The organism is Mycolicibacterium xanthum (assembly GCF_019710635.1).
In the GTDB taxonomy this organism is placed as follows: Bacteria; Actinomycetota; Actinomycetes; order Mycobacteriales; family Mycobacteriaceae; genus Mycobacterium; species Mycobacterium xanthum.
Map to the genome: position 1 here is coordinate 125,820 of NZ_JAIFZS010000013.1, position 18,041 is coordinate 143,860.

At 69.5% G+C, this 18,041-nt stretch carries 23 protein-coding genes; 16 read left to right on the forward strand and 7 right to left on the reverse strand.

The features are described 5' to 3' along the window. Nucleotides 1-7: 7 nt before the first annotated feature. The 9 genes from rplF to JDV09_RS08345 all read left to right on the forward strand — a co-directional run bounded on the left by rplF (nucleotide 8) and on the right by JDV09_RS08345 (nucleotide 5,313). Nucleotides 8-547, forward strand: coding sequence for a 50S ribosomal protein L6 (rplF, locus tag JDV09_RS08305; RefSeq protein ID WP_221368635.1), 540 nt, complete (start codon nucleotides 8-10; stop codon nucleotides 545-547). 3 nt (nucleotides 548-550) lie between these two features. After that, complete coding sequence (gene rplR / locus JDV09_RS08310; RefSeq protein WP_221368636.1) at nucleotides 551-961, forward strand: 50S ribosomal protein L18; 411 nt, start codon at nucleotides 551-553, stop codon at nucleotides 959-961. Nucleotides 962-1,004: 43 nt separating this feature from the next. Further along, nucleotides 1,005-1,685: a 30S ribosomal protein S5 gene (rpsE, locus tag JDV09_RS08315; protein ID WP_221368637.1), complete on the forward strand. Its 681-nt coding sequence runs from the start codon at nucleotides 1,005-1,007 to the stop codon at nucleotides 1,683-1,685. 5 nt (nucleotides 1,686-1,690) lie between these two features. Further along, on the forward strand, nucleotides 1,691-1,870 hold the full coding sequence (gene rpmD, locus JDV09_RS08320; protein WP_221368638.1) for a 50S ribosomal protein L30: 180 nt from the start codon (nucleotides 1,691-1,693) through the stop codon (nucleotides 1,868-1,870). 4 nt (nucleotides 1,871-1,874) lie between these two features. Continuing rightward, nucleotides 1,875-2,315 (forward strand): 50S ribosomal protein L15, encoded by a 441-nt coding sequence (rplO, locus tag JDV09_RS08325; protein ID WP_221368639.1) that lies wholly within the window; start codon nucleotides 1,875-1,877, stop codon nucleotides 2,313-2,315. A gap of 198 nt (nucleotides 2,316-2,513) precedes the next feature. Beyond that, on the forward strand, nucleotides 2,514-2,831 hold the full coding sequence (locus JDV09_RS08330; RefSeq protein WP_308124057.1) for a DUF732 domain-containing protein: 318 nt from the start codon (nucleotides 2,514-2,516) through the stop codon (nucleotides 2,829-2,831). Nucleotides 2,832-2,855: 24 nt separating this feature from the next. Next, complete coding sequence (sppA, locus tag JDV09_RS08335; RefSeq protein WP_221368641.1) at nucleotides 2,856-4,655, forward strand: signal peptide peptidase SppA; 1,800 nt, start codon at nucleotides 2,856-2,858, stop codon at nucleotides 4,653-4,655. Between the two features lie 35 nt (nucleotides 4,656-4,690). Next, the gene (locus JDV09_RS08340) at nucleotides 4,691-4,909 is read left to right on the forward strand and encodes a type II toxin-antitoxin system CcdA family antitoxin (protein WP_221368642.1); all 219 of its coding nucleotides are present in this window, start codon (nucleotides 4,691-4,693) and stop codon (nucleotides 4,907-4,909) included. Then, a complete protein-coding gene (locus JDV09_RS08345; RefSeq protein ID WP_308124058.1) occupies nucleotides 4,906-5,313 on the forward strand; it encodes a type II toxin-antitoxin system VapC family toxin in 408 nt (135 codons plus the stop codon). The genes JDV09_RS08340 and JDV09_RS08345 overlap by 4 nt, the downstream gene beginning before the upstream one ends. 27 nt (nucleotides 5,314-5,340) lie before the next feature. On the opposite strand, the gene JDV09_RS08350 is transcribed toward JDV09_RS08345, so the two are convergent. Genes JDV09_RS08350 through JDV09_RS08360 form a run of 3 tightly spaced genes read right to left on the reverse strand, consistent with a single transcriptional unit; the run spans nucleotide 5,341 to nucleotide 8,109 of the window. Beyond that, nucleotides 5,341-6,255 carry a class I SAM-dependent methyltransferase gene (locus JDV09_RS08350; RefSeq protein ID WP_221368644.1) on the reverse strand — a complete coding sequence of 305 codons (915 nt, stop codon included), beginning with the start codon at nucleotides 6,253-6,255 and terminating at the stop codon, nucleotides 5,341-5,343. Nucleotides 6,256-6,264: 9 nt separating this feature from the next. Further along, the gene (locus JDV09_RS08355; protein WP_221368645.1) at nucleotides 6,265-7,170 is read right to left on the reverse strand and encodes an SAM-dependent methyltransferase; all 906 of its coding nucleotides are present in this window, start codon (nucleotides 7,168-7,170) and stop codon (nucleotides 6,265-6,267) included. Beyond that, nucleotides 7,171-8,109 (reverse strand): SAM-dependent methyltransferase, encoded by a 939-nt coding sequence (locus tag JDV09_RS08360; protein WP_221368646.1) that lies wholly within the window; start codon nucleotides 8,107-8,109, stop codon nucleotides 7,171-7,173. Between the two features lie 299 nt (nucleotides 8,110-8,408). On the opposite strand from JDV09_RS08360, the gene secY reads away from it, so the two are divergent. The 6 genes from secY (at nucleotide 8,409) to JDV09_RS08390 (ending at nucleotide 12,995) form a co-directional block, all read left to right on the forward strand. After that, nucleotides 8,409-9,746 carry a preprotein translocase subunit SecY gene (gene secY, locus JDV09_RS08365; protein WP_221368647.1) on the forward strand — a complete coding sequence of 446 codons (1,338 nt, stop codon included), beginning with the start codon at nucleotides 8,409-8,411 and terminating at the stop codon, nucleotides 9,744-9,746. Continuing rightward, complete coding sequence (locus JDV09_RS08370; RefSeq protein WP_221368648.1) at nucleotides 9,743-10,288, forward strand: adenylate kinase; 546 nt, start codon at nucleotides 9,743-9,745, stop codon at nucleotides 10,286-10,288. The genes secY and JDV09_RS08370 overlap by 4 nt, the downstream gene beginning before the upstream one ends. A gap of 10 nt (nucleotides 10,289-10,298) precedes the next feature. Further along, nucleotides 10,299-11,105: a type I methionyl aminopeptidase gene (gene map / locus JDV09_RS08375; RefSeq protein WP_221368649.1), complete on the forward strand. Its 807-nt coding sequence runs from the start codon at nucleotides 10,299-10,301 to the stop codon at nucleotides 11,103-11,105. Nucleotides 11,106-11,198: 93 nt separating this feature from the next. Next, entirely contained in the window at nucleotides 11,199-11,714 is a 516-nt protein-coding gene (locus tag JDV09_RS08380; RefSeq protein WP_221368714.1) for a sigma-70 family RNA polymerase sigma factor, read from the forward strand. Continuing rightward, entirely contained in the window at nucleotides 11,711-12,427 is a 717-nt protein-coding gene (locus JDV09_RS08385; RefSeq protein ID WP_221368650.1) for an anti-sigma factor family protein, read from the forward strand. The genes JDV09_RS08380 and JDV09_RS08385 overlap by 4 nt, the downstream gene beginning before the upstream one ends. A gap of 49 nt (nucleotides 12,428-12,476) precedes the next feature. Continuing rightward, nucleotides 12,477-12,995 (forward strand): MarR family winged helix-turn-helix transcriptional regulator, encoded by a 519-nt coding sequence (locus JDV09_RS08390; RefSeq protein ID WP_221368651.1) that lies wholly within the window; start codon nucleotides 12,477-12,479, stop codon nucleotides 12,993-12,995. A gap of 105 nt (nucleotides 12,996-13,100) precedes the next feature. On the opposite strand, the gene JDV09_RS08395 is transcribed toward JDV09_RS08390, so the two are convergent. Continuing rightward, a complete protein-coding gene (locus JDV09_RS08395) occupies nucleotides 13,101-14,321 on the reverse strand; it encodes a GAF domain-containing sensor histidine kinase (protein WP_221368652.1) in 1,221 nt (406 codons plus the stop codon). Between the two features lie 7 nt (nucleotides 14,322-14,328). Continuing rightward, complete coding sequence (locus tag JDV09_RS08400) at nucleotides 14,329-14,991, reverse strand: response regulator (RefSeq protein WP_221368653.1); 663 nt, start codon at nucleotides 14,989-14,991, stop codon at nucleotides 14,329-14,331. A gap of 61 nt (nucleotides 14,992-15,052) precedes the next feature. On the opposite strand from JDV09_RS08400, the gene JDV09_RS08405 reads away from it, so the two are divergent. Beyond that, nucleotides 15,053-15,847, forward strand: coding sequence for an HAD family hydrolase (locus JDV09_RS08405; RefSeq protein ID WP_255605026.1), 795 nt, complete (start codon nucleotides 15,053-15,055; stop codon nucleotides 15,845-15,847). Between the two features lie 128 nt (nucleotides 15,848-15,975). Here the strand turns inward: JDV09_RS08405 and mmsB are convergent, their stop codons facing one another. Both mmsB and JDV09_RS08415 read right to left on the reverse strand, forming a co-directional pair. Then, nucleotides 15,976-16,848: a 3-hydroxyisobutyrate dehydrogenase gene (gene mmsB / locus JDV09_RS08410; protein ID WP_221368655.1), complete on the reverse strand. Its 873-nt coding sequence runs from the start codon at nucleotides 16,846-16,848 to the stop codon at nucleotides 15,976-15,978. Between the two features lie 24 nt (nucleotides 16,849-16,872). Then, the gene (locus JDV09_RS08415) at nucleotides 16,873-18,039 is read right to left on the reverse strand and encodes an acyl-CoA dehydrogenase family protein (RefSeq protein ID WP_221368656.1); all 1,167 of its coding nucleotides are present in this window, start codon (nucleotides 18,037-18,039) and stop codon (nucleotides 16,873-16,875) included. Nucleotides 18,040-18,041 lie beyond the last annotated feature (2 nt).

Here is an 18,041-nt window from a genome sequence, read left to right on the forward strand (position 1 = left end):
CTAAGACATGTCTCGTATTGGAAAGCAGCCGGTCCCGGTGCCTGCCGGGGTCGACGTGACGATCGCCGGCCAGAACGTGTCGGTGAAGGGCCCCAAGGGCACGCTCACGCTGGACGTCGCCGAGCCGATCACGGTGTCGCGCGACGACGCCGGCGCGATCGTGGTCGCGCGGCCCGACGATGAGCGCCGCAACAGGTCGCTGCACGGCCTGTCACGCACGCTGATCGCCAACCTGGTGACCGGCGTGACGCAGGGTTACACCACCAAGATGGAGATCTTCGGGGTGGGTTACCGCGTGGTGGCCAAGGGCAGCAACCTCGAGTTCGCCCTCGGGTACAGCCACCCGGTGCTGATCACCGCCCCGGAGGGTGTCACCTTCGCGGTGGAGACGCCCACCAAGTTCTCGATCACCGGTATCGACAAGCAGAAGGTCGGCCAGATCGCGGCGAACATCCGCCGCCTGCGGAAGAACGACCCCTACAAGGGCAAGGGCATCCGCTACGAAGGCGAGCAGATCCGTCGCAAGGTCGGAAAGACGGGTAAGTAAGCGATGGCTACCAAGACCAAAGACGCCGCGGCTGGGCATCAGCCGGTCGGCAAGAACATCTCCGAGACGCGGCGCGTCTCGCGGCTGCGCCGGCATGCCCGGCTGCGCAAGAAGGTATCCGGCACCGCCGCGCGTCCGCGCCTGGTGGTCAACCGCTCGTCGCGGCACATCCACGTGCAGCTGGTCGACGACCTGGCCGGCGTCACGCTGGCGGCTGCGTCGTCCATCGAGGCCGACGTGCGTGCCGTCGACGGCGACAAGAAGGCGCACAGCACCCGGGTCGGGCAGCTGATCGCCGAGCGTGCCAAGGCCGCGGGTATCGACGAGGTCGTGTTCGACCGCGGTGGGTACAGCTACGGCGGACGCATCGCGGCTCTGGCCGACGCGGCCCGCGAAGGTGGGTTGAAGTTCTGATGCGCACACTGACCAATGTGAACCGAACCGGAAGGAATGCATGATGGCCGAGCAGGCTGTAGGAGCCGGCGGGCCCTCGAGCGATGACCGTGGTGGCCGGGGCGGCCGCGACGACCGTGGAGGCCGTGGCCGCCGCGACGACCGTGGAGGCCGTGGTGGCCGCGACAGCGGCGAGAAGAGCAACTACCTCGAGCGCGTCGTCACCATCAACCGCGTCTCCAAGGTGGTCAAGGGTGGTCGCCGATTCAGCTTCACCGCGCTGGTGATCGTCGGTGACGGTCACGGCATGGTCGGCGTCGGTTACGGCAAGGCCAAAGAGGTTCCCGCCGCGATCGCCAAGGGTGTCGAAGAGGCCCGCAAGAACTTCTTCCGGGTGCCGCTGATCGGTGGCACCGTGACCCACCCGGTCCAGGGTGAGGCGGCCGCCGGTGTGGTCATGCTCCGTCCGGCCAGCCCGGGCACCGGTGTCATCGCCGGTGGCGCGTGCCGTGCCGTGCTGGAGTGCGCCGGTGTGCACGACGTGCTGGCCAAGTCGCTGGGCAGCGACAACGCGATCAACGTGGTGCACGCGACCGTCGCCGCGCTGAAGCTGTTGCAGCGCCCCGAAGAGGTCGCGGCCCGCCGCGGCCTGCCGATCGAAGATGTAGCGCCCGCAGGCATGCTCAAGGCCCGCCGTGAGGCGGAGGCCCTGGCCGCCAGCGCAGCGCGTGAGGGAACGGCGTAACAACGATGGCAGAGCTCAAGATCACCCAGGTGCGCAGCACCATCGGTGCGCGCTGGAAGCAACGCGAGAGCTTGCGCACCCTCGGGTTGCGCAAGATCCGCCAGTCCGTGGTCCGGGAGGACACCCCGCAGACCCGCGGACTGATCAAGACCGTCCACCACCTCGTGACGGTTGAGGAGGTCTAGACACATGACGATCAAGCTGCACGACCTGCGCCCCGCGCCGGGCGAGAAGACGCCGAAGACCCGCGTGGGTCGCGGTGAAGGCTCCAAGGGCAAGACCGCCGGCCGCGGCACCAAGGGCACCAAGGCCCGCAAAAACGTCCCGGTGATGTTCGAGGGCGGCCAGATGCCGATCCACATGCGGCTGCCGAAGCTCAAGGGCTTCAAGAACCGGTTCCGCACCGAGTACGGCGTCGTCAACGTCGGCGACCTGGGCAAGGCGTTCCCCGAGGGCGGCGCCGTGGGCGTCGACGAGCTGGTGGCCAAGGGTCTCGTTCGCAAGAACGTGCTGGTCAAGGTGCTCGGCGATGGCAAGCTCACCGCCAAGGTCGACGTGACCGCGCACAAGTTCAGCGGCAGCGCCCGCGAGGCGATCACCGCCGCGGGTGGCACCGTCACCGAGCTGTAGTCACAGCTGAAGTCAACGCGCGAACAGGAGCCCCCGCCGTTACGGTGGGGGCTCTTGTGTTGGACGCCGTATTTGTGTTGGACACCGCGTAACAGCGCCGGCGCCCGGCGCGATCTACACTGCGCGTGCAGACATCTCAGGAGCAGAACATTGGCCGCCCGTGCAAGTACCCGCCGTATCCGTCGGTCCGTCGTCGCCGTGGCGATCGCCGCCGCCCTCACCGTCTCCGGCGGTGCCGCGACCGCCCTGGCCCAGACCCAGGATGAGCAGTTCACCAACGCGGTGACCTCGATGGGAATCTCGCTCGGGGCGAGCGACGATGCGCCGACGGTGGGCAAGCGCATCTGCGAGATGCTCACCACGGGTCTGACCGGTCAGGCCAACCCGGTCCCGGTGGTGCGCGGTGTGGTGAACACGCTGTCGGGCAACGGTCTGAGCCGCGAACAGGCCATCGGTCTGACCCGACTGTCGGTCGGCGTCTACTGCCCGCAGTACGGCCGTTACTTCGGGCGCTAGCCGCCCGTCGGTACGCTCGGTGGCATGTTCTCTCTGCTGTCCGGGGTGCCGGGGTTCGACGATGTGCGTGGGTTGATCAAGCGGGTCGACACCGCCCGTCACCAGGGCGTGCCCGACGGCTGCATCCTCGAACTGGACCTGCAGTCCGCGCCGCCGGAGGCCGCCGGCTTCGATCCGATGGCCGTGCTGTCCGGCGTCATCGGGGGCAGTCGTCCGATGCTGTTGCGCGAGGCGGTCGAGGCTCTGCACCGGGCCGCCGAGGACCCCCGCGTCGCCGGGCTGATCGCCCGGGTGCAGATCCAGGCCGCCCCGCCCGGGCCGGTGCAGGAGTTGCGCGACGCGATCGCCGCGTTCACCGCGGTCAAGCCGTCGCTGGCCTGGTCGGAGACCTACCCGGGCACGCTGTCGTACTACCTGGCCTCGGCCTTCGGCGAAGTGTGGATGCAGCCGTCCGGAACCGTCGGGCTGATCGGTTTCGCGACCAGCGCGATGTTCCTGCGCGATGCGCTGGACAAGGTCGGGGTCGAGGCGCAGTTCGTCGCCCGCGGTGAGTACAAGTCCGCGGCGAACCTGTTCACCCAGGACGGGTACACCGACGCGCACCGGGAAGCGGACACCGCGATGGTCAACAGCCTGCGCACCCAGGTGTGGGACGCGGTGGCCACCTCCCGCGGGATCGACGTCGCCGCGCTGGACGGCCTGGCCGACCGGGCGCCGCTGCTGCGCGACGACGCGGTGAGCGCCGGGCTGGTCGACCGGATCGGCTTCCGCGACGAGGCCTACGCCCGGATCGCCGAACTGGCCGGGGCCGAGGGGATCTCCCCGGAGACCGGGGACGCCGACGCCGACGACGCCCCGCCGCGGCTCTATCTGGCCCGGTACGCGCACACTAAGCGGCCATCCGTTCCGTCGCCCAGCCTGCCGGGGCGCAAGGACCGCCCGACGGTGGCGGTGGTGACGGTGGCCGGGCCGATCGTCAGCGGTCGGGGCGGGCGCCAGCTCTCCCCGTTGGGTAATTCGGCTGCGGGCGGGGACACCATCGCCGCGGCGCTGCGGCAGGCGGCCGCCGACGACGACGTCGCCGCGATCGTGCTGCGGGTCGACAGTCCGGGCGGCTCGGTCACCGGCTCGGAGACCATCTGGCGCGAAGTGGTGCGCGCTCGCGAGCACGGCAAACCGGTGGTGGCATCGATGGGTGCGGTGGCCGCCTCGGGCGGCTACTACGTGTCGATGGCCGCCGACGCGATCGTCGCGAACCCGGGCACGATCACCGGCTCGATCGGGGTGGTGACCGGCAAGTTGATCGCCCGCGACCTCAAGGACCGGCTCGGTGTCGGGTCGGACGCCGTGCGCACCAACTCCAACGCCGACGCCTGGTCGATAAACGCGCCGTTCACCGACGAGCAGCAGGCCCAGGTGGAGGCCGAGGCCGACCTGTTCTACACCGACTTCGTGCGGCGGGTCGCCGAGGGCCGCGACATGACCGTCGACGCGGTGGACGAGGTCGCCCGGGGCCGGGTGTGGACCGGGGCCGATGCGCTGGAGCGCGGGCTCGTCGACGAATTGGGCGGGCTGCGCACCGCCATCCGCCGTGCCAAGGTGCTGGCCGGGCTCGACGCCGACACCAAGGTGGAGATCCAGAGCCTGCCCGGGTCCTCGCTGCGGGACATGCTGCGGCCCAAGCCGTCGTCGCAGCCCGCCGCGGTGTCGCTGCCGGACGCGCTGGGCGGCCTGGTCGTTCGCTCGGTGGCCGGGGTGCTGGACCAGACCCAGCGCTCGCTGACCGGCACCAACGTGCTGTGGCTGGGGGAACACCGCTTCTAGCTGTTGCCGCCGCAACTGTGTGTATATTTGTGTGTATGGCCAGGCTGAACGTCTATGTCCCAGATGACCTGGCGGAGCGTGCCAGGGCGCGGGGCTTGAACGTCTCCGCGCTGACGCAGGCCGCCATCGCCGCCGAGTTGGAGAATTCGGCGACTGACTCATGGCTTGACGCGCTGAAGGACAGGACCACCGGAGCTCGGCACGACGATGTGTTGGACGCGATCGATGCTGCGCGCGACGAGTTCGGAGCGTGAGTCCGACTTGTGCTTCGGAGCAGGTGGTCGTCGACGCCAGCGTGATGGTCGATCTGCTGGCTCGCACGAGTGATCGGTTCCAGGCCGTCCGTGCCCGGCTGGCCGGCACGGTGATGCACGCGCCGGCACACTTCGACGCCGAGGTTTTGTCGGCACTCGGGCGCCTCCACCGCGCCGACATCCTGACCCGTGCCGAGGTCGAGAATGCCATTGACGAGTTGAGGCAAGCGCCGGTGACGCGGCACCTTCTCGGGCCATTGCTCGCCGGAGCATGGAGGCGTCGTGACACTGTCCGGCTCACCGATGCCTTCTATGTGGAACTCGCAGACGCGGCCGATCTGGTCTTGCTGACCACCGATCAGCGTTTGGCGCGCGCATGGCCTGAGGCCGAGGCTGTCACCTGACGCGCCGGCCAACCGCCGGCGCCGCGCTCAGTCCCGGATCGCGGTGATCGCCACGGAATCGCGCAACGGGGCAAGCGCCATCTCGGTGGGAAAGACCTTGCCGTAGTCGGCGAACAGTTCGGGGCGACCGCGGGTGCTCACCCGCCAGCCGTGCTCGTCGAGGTAGTCGACGGCGTGATTGCGTTCGCCGGGATAGAACAGCTGGGAGAAGTCCAGGTCGACGCCCTCGGACCTGGAGCCCTGCCACGCGCCGGTGATCTCCTTGGCGCGCGCCGCCAGCGTGGCACCGAAGTCGCCGCCATGGAACTCGGTGGACACCCGGCTGCCGGGCGCCGACAGCTCGGTGATGTGGTCGAACAGCCGGTCCTGGGCGTCCGGCGGCAGATACATCAGCAGTCCCTCGACGCTCCACGCCGACGGTGATGACGCGTCGAAACCGGCGTCGCGCAGCGCCTGCGGCCAGTCGTCGCGCAGATCCACGGCGACCGTGCGCCGCTCGGCGGTCGGGGTGGCGCCCAGTTCCGCCATCGCGGCGGACTTGGCGGCGACCACCTGCGGCTGATCGACCTCGTAGACGACGGTGCCGGCCGGCCACGGCAGCCGGTAGGCCCGTGCGTCCAGTCCCGCCGCCAGGATCACCGCCTGCCGGATGCCGGCGGCGCCCGCATCGCGGAAGAAGTCGTCGAAGAACCGGGTGCGCACCGCCATCGCGTCGGTCAGCAACCGGACCCCGGACGCGGCCGCCTCATCGACGGCCATGTCGCCGTCGACCAGCCTGGTGAAGTAGTCGATGCCGACGGCCCGTACCAGCGGCGCGGCGTAGGGATCGGAGATCAGCGGCTGCGGCTCCCGGGATGCCAGCGCCCGCGCGACGGCCACCATCGTCGCGGTGGCGCCGACGCTGGAGGCCAGATCCCACGAATCGTCGTCGGTCCGTGCCATCCCCACTGCCTACCGTGTCTCGCCCAGCCGCGCCGAGAGATAGCCGGAATCGCCGACCATCCTCATCAGCGTGTCGTCGGGCGGTGAGAACCCGTTGGCGGCATACGCCTGCGTGCTGGGCTGCACCGTGACCTGCCACCCCTGAGCCCGCAGGCGGTCGGCGGCACCGGTGCGCGGACCGGTGTAGAACAGCTCGGTCAGGTCGACCGTGCTGCCGTACCGGCGGTTGCGCTCGGTCAGGGCCCTGGCCCAGTCGCCGGTCAGCGCCTTGGGGTCCATGTGTTCGGTGGCCAACCGGCTGCCGGCGGCCGACAGCGCGGTGACGTTGTCCAGCAGCCGGTCCTGGGCATCCGGGGGCAGGTAGATCAGCAGGCCCTCGGCGATCCAGGCGGTCGGCCGCGCCGGGTCGAATCCGGCGTCGCGCAGGGCGCGCGGCCAATCGTCGCGCAGGTCGATCCCGACCGTGCGGTGCTCGGCGGCGGGCAGCACCCCGGCCCCGGCCAGCACCTGCGTCTTGAAGTCGATGACGCTGGGCTGGTCGATCTCGAAAACCACCGAGCCCGCGGGCCAGTCCAGCCGGTAGGCGCGGGTGTCCAGCCCGGAGGCCAGGATCACCGCCTGCCGGATGCCGTCGGCGCACGCGGCACGGAACAGGTCGTCGAAGAACCGGGTGCGCACCGCGATCTGTTCGCACACCTGCCGGGAACCCAACAGCGGATCGTCGCCGAAGTCCAGCTCGCCGTCGGCCACCCGGATGAAGTGCTCGACGCCCACTGCCTTGACCAGGATGGCCGCGTACGGGTCGCTGATCAGGGCATCCGGTCCAAGGCTGGCCAGCGCGCGAGACGCGGCGACGCCGGTGGCGGTGGCCCCGACGCTGGAGGCCAGATCCCAGGTGTCGCCCTCGGTGCGCATCTACCGTGCCTTCGACGCCGACACGTAGACGACGTCGCCGAAGCCCTCGTCGTCGTCGAGCGGCGCCAGGCCGTACCGGGTCAGCAGCTCGTTGGCGGGCGCTCCGTCGACGCTCCAGCCGCGCTCACGCAGGTAGTCGGTCACGTCGGCGCGTTCGCCCAGGAACACCAGCTCGGAGAAGTCGAGGTCGAAGCCGTGGCTGCGCCACCGGTCGGTGGACTCCTTCATCCGTTCGCGCAACTCCTCCTGATCGACGTCGTGGTGGGTGGGCACCGCCTCGGCGGCCAGCCGGCTGCCCGGCGCGCTGAGCTCGCCGATCTGGTCGAGCAGCCGGTCCTGGCCGTCGGGCGGCAGGTAACCCAGCAGACCCTCGGCGATCCAGGCGGTCGGCCGGGCCGCGTCGAAGCCCGCGGCGGCCAGCGCAGCCGGCCAGTCCTGACGCAGGTCGATCGGTACCGGCCGCAGGTCGACGGTGGGCTCGGCGCCGAGACCGGCCAGGGTGGTGGTCTTGAACCGGATCACATCGGGCTGATCGATCTCGAAGAGCACCATGTCCCGCGGCCAGCTCAGCCGGTAGCCGCGGGCATCCAGGCCGGAGGCCAGGATGACGGCCTGCCTAATGCCCGCCGCCGTGGCGTCGGCGAAGAAGCCGTCGAAGAACCGGGTGCGTACGGCCATGCCATCGGTGAACCGGCCCATGCCCGCCGGCGTGGCGGAGTCCTCGCCGGACAGGTCGTCGGCGGTCAGGTCGCCGTTCGCCAGCCGTGCGAAGAAGTCGATGCCCACGGCGTTCACCAGCGGTGCGGCGAACGGGTCGTCGATCAGCGGCCGCTCGCCGCGGGAGGCGACCGCGCGGGCGGCGGCGACCATCGTGGCGGTGGCGCCGACGCTGGAGGCGAGGTCCCAGGTGTCATTGTCAGTGCGCGCGGTTCGCGGCATTGCCAGCTCCCTCCGATGCCGTGCGACGCCACGGCATTAGTTAGTCGATTTAATGAGCTGTCGCCGACTGTACGCCCCGCGGCTGGGCGATCGCTTTCGTGGCTGCTCAGCGGGTACGGATTCGGGACAACGTAGATGCAACTGTTAGTCTCGTAGACTGTTTGAACGCGTGACTTGCGCAGGCCGTTTTGCCTGCTCGTGCCGTCGCGCACACGACTTAACCCGATACTTGACCAAGACGCTGGTCACGCCAGCCACGGAGCACGCCGCGTAGTCGCTCGGCCGTGCAGGAGGAAAGAGTGCTCTCGGCTTTCATCTCGTCACTGCGAACGGTCGATCTGAGGCGAAAGATCCTGTTCACGCTGGGCATCGTCATCCTCTACCGGGTGGGTGCCGCGATTCCGTCGCCCGGGGTCAACTACCCCAACGTGCAACAGTGCATCGCCCAGGTGAGCGGCGGTGACTCGGCTCAGATCTACTCGCTGATCAACCTGTTCTCCGGCGGCGCGCTGCTGCAGCTGACGGTGTTCGCGGTCGGCGTGATGCCCTACATCACCGCCAGCATCATCGTGCAGTTGCTCGGCGTGGTGATCCCGCGCTTCGAGCAGCTGCGCAAGGAGGGGCAGGCGGGGCAGGCCAAGCTGACCCAGTACACCCGCTACCTGGCGATCGCGCTGGCCCTGCTGCAGGCCACCAGCATCGTCGCGCTGGCCCAGAACGGCGGCCTGTTGCAGGGCTGCTCGCTGGACATCATCGAGGGTCAGAGCGACGGGCTGAACCTCGTCACGCTGGGCGTCATCGTGATCGTCATGACCGCGGGCGCCGCCCTGGTCATGTGGATGGGCGAGCTGGTCACCGAGCGTGGCATCGGCAACGGCATGTCGCTGCTGATCTTCGCCGGTATCGCCGCGCGCATTCCGGTCGAGGGCAAGACCATCCTGGACAGCCGCGGCGGCATGGTCTTCGCGCTGGTCTGTGTCGCGGCACTGATCATCATCGTCGGCGTGGTGTTCGTCGAGCAGGGCCAGCGACGCATCCCGGTCCAGTACGCCAAGCGCATGGTGGGGCGCCGGATGTACGGCGGCACCTCGACCTACCTGCCGCTGAAGGTCAACCAGGCCGGCGTCATCCCGGTGATCTTCGCGTCGTCGCTGATCTACATCCCGCACCTGATCACCCAGCTCGTGCAGAGCGCCAGCGACACCCCCAGCACCGGGTGGTGGCAGACGTTCGTCGCCGACTACCTGACCAACCCGGCCGACCCCGTCTACATCGCGATCTACTTCGGCCTGATCATCTTCTTCACGTACTTCTACGTCTCGATCACGTTCAACCCCGACGAACGTGCCGACGAGATGAAGAAGTACGGAGGGTTCATCCCGGGCATCCGTCCGGGTAAGCCGACCGCGGACTATCTGCGGTTCGTGCTGTCCAGGATCACCCTGCCGGGCTCGATCTACCTGGGCGTGATCGCTGTTCTGCCGAACTTGTTCCTTGAGATCGGCAACACCGGTGCGGTACAGAACCTGCCGTTCGGCGGTACGGCGGTTCTGATCATGATCGGCGTCGGCCTGGACACCGTCAAACAAATCGAAAGCCAGCTGATGCAGCGCAACTATGAAGGGTTCCTCAAGTGAGAATCGTGTTGTTGGGACCGCCCGGTGCGGGCAAGGGAACGCAGGCCGTCAAGCTGGCCGAGAAGCTGGGAGTTCCGCAGATCTCCACCGGAGACCTGTTCCGGTACAACATCAGCAACGGCACCGAGCTCGGCCTGGAGGCCAAGAAGTACCTCGACGCCGGTGACCTGGTGCCCGCCTCGCTGACCAATGCGCTGGTCGACGACCGGCTCAACGACGGGGACGCCCAGACCGGGTTCATCCTCGACGGTTTCCCGCGGTCGGTGGAGCAGGCCGAGGCGCTCGACGAGATGCTCGCGAAGCGCAACCTGTCGCTGGACGCGATCGTCGAGTTCCGGGTTCCCGAGGAGGAGCTCGTCACCCGGCTCAAGGGCCGTGGCCGCGCCGACGACACCGAGGACGTCATCCGCAACCGGTTCAAGGTGTACCGCGAGGAGACCGCGCCGCTGCTGGACTACTACAGCGCCAACCTGAAGACGGTCGACGCCGTCGGCGAGCTCGACGAGGTCTTCAACCGCGCGCTGAAGGCGCTCGGCCGCTAAACAGGTTCGTATGGTTTCACTGCCGGGCCTGCGCGGGCGCAGGGTGATCGCCCAGCGCAGCGCGGGCGAGCTGGACACGATGGCCGCCGCGGGTGCGCTGGTCGCCGCGGCGCTGAGGGCCGTACAGCAGGCCGCCGCCCCCGGCGTCTCCACGCTGGAGCTCGACGAGGTTGCCGAATCGGTCATCCGCGACGGCGGCGGCATCCCGTCATTCCTGGGCTACCACGGCTTCCCGGCCACCATCTGCTCGTCGGTCAACGACCGCGTCGTGCACGGCATCCCGTCGGCCGACGAAGTGCTGGTCGCCGGCGACCTGGTGTCGATCGACTGCGGCGCGATCCTGGACGGCTGGCACGGCGACTCCGCCGTCACCTTCGGCGTCGGCACCCTGATTCCCGCTGACGAGAATCTGTCCCGGGCCACCCGGGAGTCGATGGAGGCCGGTATCGCGGCGATGATCCCCGGTAACCGGCTCACCGACGTCTCGCACGCCATCGAGCTGGGCACCCGCGCCGCCGAGCGCCGCTACGACCGCAGGTTCGGCATCGTCGCCGGCTACGGCGGGCACGGCATCGGCAGGCAGATGCACATGGACCCGTTCCTGCCCAACGAGGGGGCCCCGGGCCGGGGTCCGCACCTGGCGCCGGGGTCGGTGCTGGCGATCGAACCGATGCTCACCCTCGGGACCACCAAGACGGTGGTGCTCGACGACGAGTGGACCGTGGTGACCGGCGACGGGTCGCGCGCCGCGCACTGGGAGCACACCGTCGCGGTCACCGACGACGGACCCCGGATCCTCACCGCCGCCGCCGATTGATGCACCGCCCGATCTGAACCGAACCGCCCCCTGCGTCGTGTCCCTGACGGAGGCTGACAGGCGGTGGACCAACACGACGATCCGGAAGCGGCGATGATGCGCGTGCTCTACGACGAACACGCCGCCGCATTGTGGCGCTACGCGCTGCGGCTCACCGGCGATCGCAGCCGGGCCGAGGACGTGGTGCAGGAGACCCTGTTGCGGGCCTGGCGGCACCGCCCCGACACCGCGGCGGAGGCCGAGCACTCCGCGCGGGCATGGCTGTTCACCGTCGCCCGCAACCTGGTCATCGACGAGCGGCGCAGCGCGCGGTACCGCCGCGAGACCGACGCCGCCGACATCGAGGACATCGCCGAGGCCAGAGAGGCCGGATCCGCCGACGGGACCACCGAGGTGGACGCCGCGCTGGACCGGTTGCTGCTCACCATGGCGCTGGATCAGCTGTCCGAGCAACACCGGGCGGTCATCCGAAGGGCCTATTACCAGGGCTGGTCGATCACGCAGATCGCCGAGGACCTCCAGATCGCCGAGGGCACGGTCAAGTCCCGGCTGCACTACGCGGTGCGCGCGCTGCGGCTGAGCCTGCAGGAGATGGGGGTGACGCGATGACAGTCCACGATGTCAGCCGCGACCGGTACTCGACCTGGGATGCGGCCTACGTGTTCGGATCGCTGTCGACGACCGAGCGGCGCGAGTTCGAGACACACCTGCCGGCCTGCCCGGCGTGCCGGGCCGCGGTCGCCGAGCTCAGCGGCATGCCCGGCCTGCTCGCCAAGGTGGACCTGGCCGACGTCTGCGCGCTGGACGGCGAACCGGACGGCCCACCGCCGCCCCTGCGGGACACGGTGGTTTCCCGGGTTCGGTCCGGGCGTCGCCGGACCCGGGTGGTGGCCGCGGCGCTGGCCGCCGCAGCCGCGGTGCTGCTGGCCGGCGGGGTGGCGGTGCTGGCCCGGCCGGAGATCGTCGGCCTGCAGCGCGGCGAGCAGCAACCGGCCGCTCAGGGCGCGTCGATGGCGCCGATGACCGAGGTGACACCCACCCCGATCCACGCGACCGTCGACCTGACCGGGTACGGCTGGGGCACCCGTATCGACATGGCCTGCTCCTACGGTGAGTGGGGCGCCCGCAACGACGTTTCCGAACCGCTCGGCATGGTCGTCGTCGGACACGACGGCAGCCGGGACCAGGTGGCCACCTGGCTGGGCATCTCGGGCGCCACCGCGCTGCCCAGCGCGACCACGCCGCTGCAGCCCGAAGAGATCGCCGCCGTGCAGTTGGTGTCGGTGGACTCCGGTGCGGTCCTGCTGGAAAAGCGGCTCTAGCCGGCGCGGACCGATTCGGGGTGCCGTCCGGTATGCGGTATGAAGGGGCGTGCCCTCGCAACAACCAGGGAATCAGGACGACAAGCCCGACCCGATCGCGGTGGCGCGCGGCAACTGGGAGCGCAGCGGCTGGGGTGACGTCGCGGACGGGATGGTCGCGGTCACCTCGGTGATGCGCGCCCACCAGATCCTGCTGGCCCGGGTCGAGACCGCGCTGCGGCCCTACGATCTGAGCTTCTCCCGTTTCGAGTTGCTCAGGCTGTTGGCCTTCAGCCGCACCGGAGCGCTGCCGATCACCAAGGCGTCCGACCGTCTGCAGGTCCACGTCACGAGCGTGACCCACGCGATCCGGCGGCTGGAATCCGACGGGCTGGTCGAACGGCTTCCGCACCCCACCGACGGCCGCACCACCCTGGTGCGGATCACCGACCTCGGCCGCTCCACCGTCGAGGACGCCACGGTCACCCTCAACGCCGACGTCTTCGCCGATATCGGAATGTCCGACCAGGAGTCGCACGCGCTCGCGTCGTCCATCCAGACGCTGCGCCGCAACGCGGGCGACTACTGACCCGTCGCGAGGGAGAAGCCACGGCGGTGATCGGCCCTGTGTGCGAGCCGGTGATCGGCGCTGTGTGCGAGCCGGTGATCGGCGCCCCGTGCGTGAGCCGGAACGCTATTTCGCGGACGCGGGCACCGGGATGGTCGCGGTGACCGCCGTGCCCGACCCCGGCCGCGAGCGGATGTTGAGCCGCCCGCCGACGATCTCGGCGCGCTCGGCCATCGACAGCAGCCCGTATCCGCCCATCTCGTCCCCGCCGAGCGGATGCTCGAGGGTGTCGAAACCGACCCCGTCGTCGACGATCTCGAGCCGCGCGATGTCGGAGTGCTCGCCCCGGTCGAGGGTGAACAACAGTCGCGCGTGGTCGGCGTGGGCGTGTTTGACGACGTTCTGCAGGCATTCCTGGGCGATGCGGTAGATCGCCAGCTCGATGTGGTCGGGCAGCCGGGTGTCGGCGACGTCCACCTCGATCGGAATCTGCGGGATGGAGCGGGCCAGGCTGGCCAGACCGCCGGACAACCCGAGATCGTCGAGGACCGGTGGCCGCAGCCCGCTGATCGCCGCCCGGGCCTCCTGCAGGGTCAGCTCGGCCAGCTCGCGTGCGCGGTCGAGCTGCTCGGTCAGGGTGTCGCGGTCGCCGCCGGACTTCGCCGCCTGCGCCGCCGCGTCCAGCCGATAGGACAGCGTGACCAGCCGTTGGGAGATGCCGTCGTGGATGTCTCCGGCCAGCCGGCGCCGCTCCATCTCCTGTGCCTCGATGACCTGCTCGACGAAGTTCTCGTGGGCCCGCTCGCGGGCGACCAGCTGACGGTGCAGCCGCGCCTGGTGCATGGCCCCGGCGATGAGCCTGCCGATCACCAGAAGCAGCTCGACGTCCCGGTCGCCGAACTCCCGCTGGGCCACCGTGTGCACGTTCAGCACCCCGACCAGGCCGCCGGGGTCGGTTTCCATCGGCACCGACACCATTGACGTGAAATCGCGCCCGCGCAACGACTCGAACGGCAGATACCGGGGGTCGGACTCCTTGTCGTCGAGGATCACCACCGGTTCGCGGTGGCTGGCCACCCATCCCGAGATGCCCTGCCCGAGGGGCAGTCTGATCTTGCCGACCTGAGAGTCGAACGGCGGCGTGGCGCCCGCCAGCGTCAGCGATCGCTCGGTGTCGTCGAGTACGTGCACGAAGCAGACGTCGCTGTCGGTGGCGGCGGTGATCATCCGCGCCGCCGCCGCGGCCAGCGGTTCGACCCCCGGTCCGCTGGACGCCGCCTGGATGAGCGCGCGTAGCAGCGCCAGCTCGCGGTCGGCGGCCAGCAGCGGCCGCGGCCCGGGGTTCACCGGGTGCTCACTGGTAGATGCCTTCGCGCAGCGCGGTGGCTACCGCGGTGGTCCGGTCGCTGACCCCGAGCTTGCGGTAGATCGAGCTCAGATGGGTCTTGACGGTCTCGTCGCCGATCACCAGCTTGGCCGCGATGGCCCGGTTGGACAGCCCGTTGACCACCAGCGCCAGGATCTCGCTCTCCCGCTGGGTGAGGCCCTGCCGAGCGCCGGGCCAGAACTCATCACGCTGGATCCGCGCCGCGGTGTCGACCGCGCGGGCCGCCATGCCGGGATCGATCGCGGTCTCGCCGCTGTTGACGAATTCCAGCTGGCGGACCAGTTCCTCGCTGCTGATGCTTTTCAGCAGGTAGCCCGACGCGCCCATCCGCAGCGCCTGGAACAGGTACTGCTCGTCGTCGTAGACCGACAGCATCACGACCTTGCGGCCGGGGTCGCGTTCTCGCAGCTGGCGGCATACATCGAGCCCGCTGGACCCCTGCATCCGCACGTCGCACAGCACGATGTCGGGGTCGAGGTCGGCGACCACGCTGGCCACGCGATCGGCGCCGACGGCGTGCCCGACGACGGTGACCCGGTTCTCGAAGGCCGTCAGCATTGCCCTGAGCCCTTCGATGACCATCTCGTGGTCGTCTACCAGTACGATCCGCACCGGCGGAGCTGTCGCCATATGCCCACTTTAGAGGCGGTTGCCGCGCCCCTCGGCCAACTTGGCGTCCGGAATCCCCCGCATGGGGGAGGCGCGGGCGTGTGACTTGGGACACGATCTACCTGTGCAGCCCACACAGCAGAAAATTTGGCGAGCCGGTCGCTTCTGGTGGGACTGGCCGCAGCCCGGCGAGACGAAAGTGCAGCCATTGCGAGCAATGATCTTCGACCTGGACGCCCTGGCCGACCTCGACAGCGCGGGGCACCGCCCGGCGTTCAACGCGGCGTTCGCCGAGCTCGGTTTGGACGTCGAATGGTCCGAGTCGCGCTACCGGCAGCTGCAGGTGCTCAGCGACGAGCGCCGGCGGGTGGCCGCCGAACTTCGTAAGCGCGGCATCTGCACGGAATGCGACGTGCTGGCCGAACTCCTGGTCGACGAGATCTGTGTGACGAAGGAGATGATCCTCGGCGAGACCATCCTCGACGCGGACATCTCACCGAGGGCCGGCCTGGTCGACCTGATCACCGAGGCGTTCGGCGCAGGCATCGGCATCGGCGTCGTCAGCAACGGCAGTCACGCCTGGGTCGAACCGCTGGTGCGCCAACTCGTCGGCGAGGGTGTCGCCGGGGTGGTGGTCACCGGCGACGACGCGCACGAAGGCAACCTGTTCGCCGCCGCGCTGGCCGAACTCGGCATTGCCGGCGCGGACGCGCTGGCGTTCGTCGGGACACACATCGCCGAGCGTGCGGCCACCGTGGCCGGGATGCCGACCGTGGCGATCGACCGGGACGACGTGGCAGGTGCACCGCTGCGGATGGCCGAGTGCCGGCGGATACACGACCACTGGCGGGACTCGCACAGGCCGTCCGCGGCCTGAGCCCTCGTCGAGACTGCGCTGGCGGCGTCAGCCCTCGTTGAGACTGCGTCTGCGGCCTGAGCTCTCGTTGAGACTGCGCTGGCGGAGAGGAATTCCAAGTGGAGCCCGCCGCCAGTGCAGTATGAACGTCAGCCCCGCAGCATCTCGATCACGGCGCTGAAGTCCTTGTCCGCGTTGTCCTCGGCGAACTTCGCGTAGATCTCGGCGGCGTGCGCGCCCAGCGGTGCGGCCGAACCCGTTGAGTTCACCGCGTCCATCGCCAGGCCGAGGTCCTTGTTCATCAGGGCGGTCGCGAAGCCCGGCTTGAAGTCGTTGTTGGCCGGTGACGTCGGGACCGGTCCCGGCACCGGGCAGTTGGTGTGCACGGCCCAGCAGTTGCCGGTGGCGCCGGTGATCACGTCGAACAGCGACTGGGCGGGCAGTCCGAGCTTGTCGGCCAGCACGAACGCCTCGCCGATCGCGATCTGCTGCACCGCGAGCACCATGTTGTTGCACAGCTTGGCGGCCTGTCCGGCACCCGAGGCGCCGCAGTGGATGATCTTCCCCGCCATCGGTTCCAGCACCGGCTTGGCGCGTGCGACTGCATCTTCCGAACCGCCGACCATGAAGGCCAGCGTGCCCGCGGTCGCGCCCTTGATGCCGCCCGACACCGGCGCGTCGATCTGGGCCAGCCCGCGCTCGGCGGCCTGGGCGTGGATGGTGCGCGCATCGTCGACCGAGATCGTCGAGGTGTCGATCAACAGCGCGCCGGTCTTGGCCGCCGGCAGCACCTCGGCGTAGCAGGCCTTGACGATGGCGCCGTTGGGCAGCGACGTGATGATCACGTCGGCGTCGACGACGGCCTCGGCGCCGCTGTCGAACACCGTCGCACCCTTGGCGGCCGCCGCGTCCTTCAGCGCGGCCACCAGGTCGAAGCCGTGCACGGTGTGGCCGGCACCCAGCAGGTTGGCCGCCATCGGGCCGCCCATGTTGCCCAATCCCAGAAACGCGACAGTCGTCATCGACCCTCCATGTGTTCAGCAGCGCTAGACGCCGGCGCGTGCCCGGCCGGCGACCGCGCGGCCGATCACCACCCGCATGATCTCGTTGGTCCCTTCCAGGATGCGGTGCACCCGCAGATCCCGGACGATTTTCTCCAGTCCGTACTCCCGCAGATAGCCGTAGCCGCCATGCAGCTGCAGGGCCTTGTCGGCGACGTCGAAGCAGGCGTCGGTGACGTACAGCTTGGCCATCGCGCACAGCTCGACCTTGTCGGGGTGGTTGTCGTCCAGGGCGTGGGCGGCCCGCCACAGCATCATCCGCGACGTCTCCAGCGCGGTGGCCATGTCGGCCAGCGTGAACCGGACCGTCGGTTCGTCGAGCAGCGGCCCGCCGAACGCGTGCCGGTCAGCCAGGTAGGCGGCGGCCTTGTCGTGCGCGGCCTGCGCGCCGCCCAGCGAGCAGGCCGCGATGTTGATACGTCCGCCGTTGAGACCGCTCATCGCGATGCCGAACCCGGTGCCCTCCCCGTCGGCGCCGCCCAGCATCGCCTCGGCGGGCACCCGGACACCGTCGAGGACCACCTGGGCGGTGGGCTGGGCGATCCAGCCCATCTTCTGCTCATCAGCGCCGAAACTCAGCCCCGGCGTGCCCTTTTCGACCAGGAACGTCGAGATGCCGCGGGGCCCTTCACTTCCGGTCCTGGCCATCACCACGTAGACGTCCGACGAGCCGGCGCCGGAGATGAACTGCTTGACCCCGTCCAGCACGAAGTCCGACCCGGAGCGAACGGCCTTGGTGCGCAACGCACCCGCGTCGGAGCCCGCGCCCGGCTCGGTCAGGCAGTAGCTTGCGATGGCGTCCATCGACGCCAGCCGGGGCACCCAGGTCTTGCGTTGCTCCTCGGTGCCGAACGTGTCGACCATCCACGCGCACATGTTGTGGATCGACAGGAACGCCGCGACGGTCGGATCGGCGATGGCGAGCTGCTCGAAGATCCGGACCGCGTCGATGCGCCGCAACCCGGTGCCGCCGACGTCCTCGCGGCAGTAGATCGCGGCCATCCCGAGTTCCGCGGCGTCGCGCAACGCGTCGGTCGGGAAGTGGTGCTTTTCGTCCCATTCCAGCGCATACGGTGCCAGGCGCTTGTCGGCGAACGCTGCCGCCGTTTCGGCGATCACCCGTTCGTCCTCGTCGAGGCCGAAGTAGTCCATCG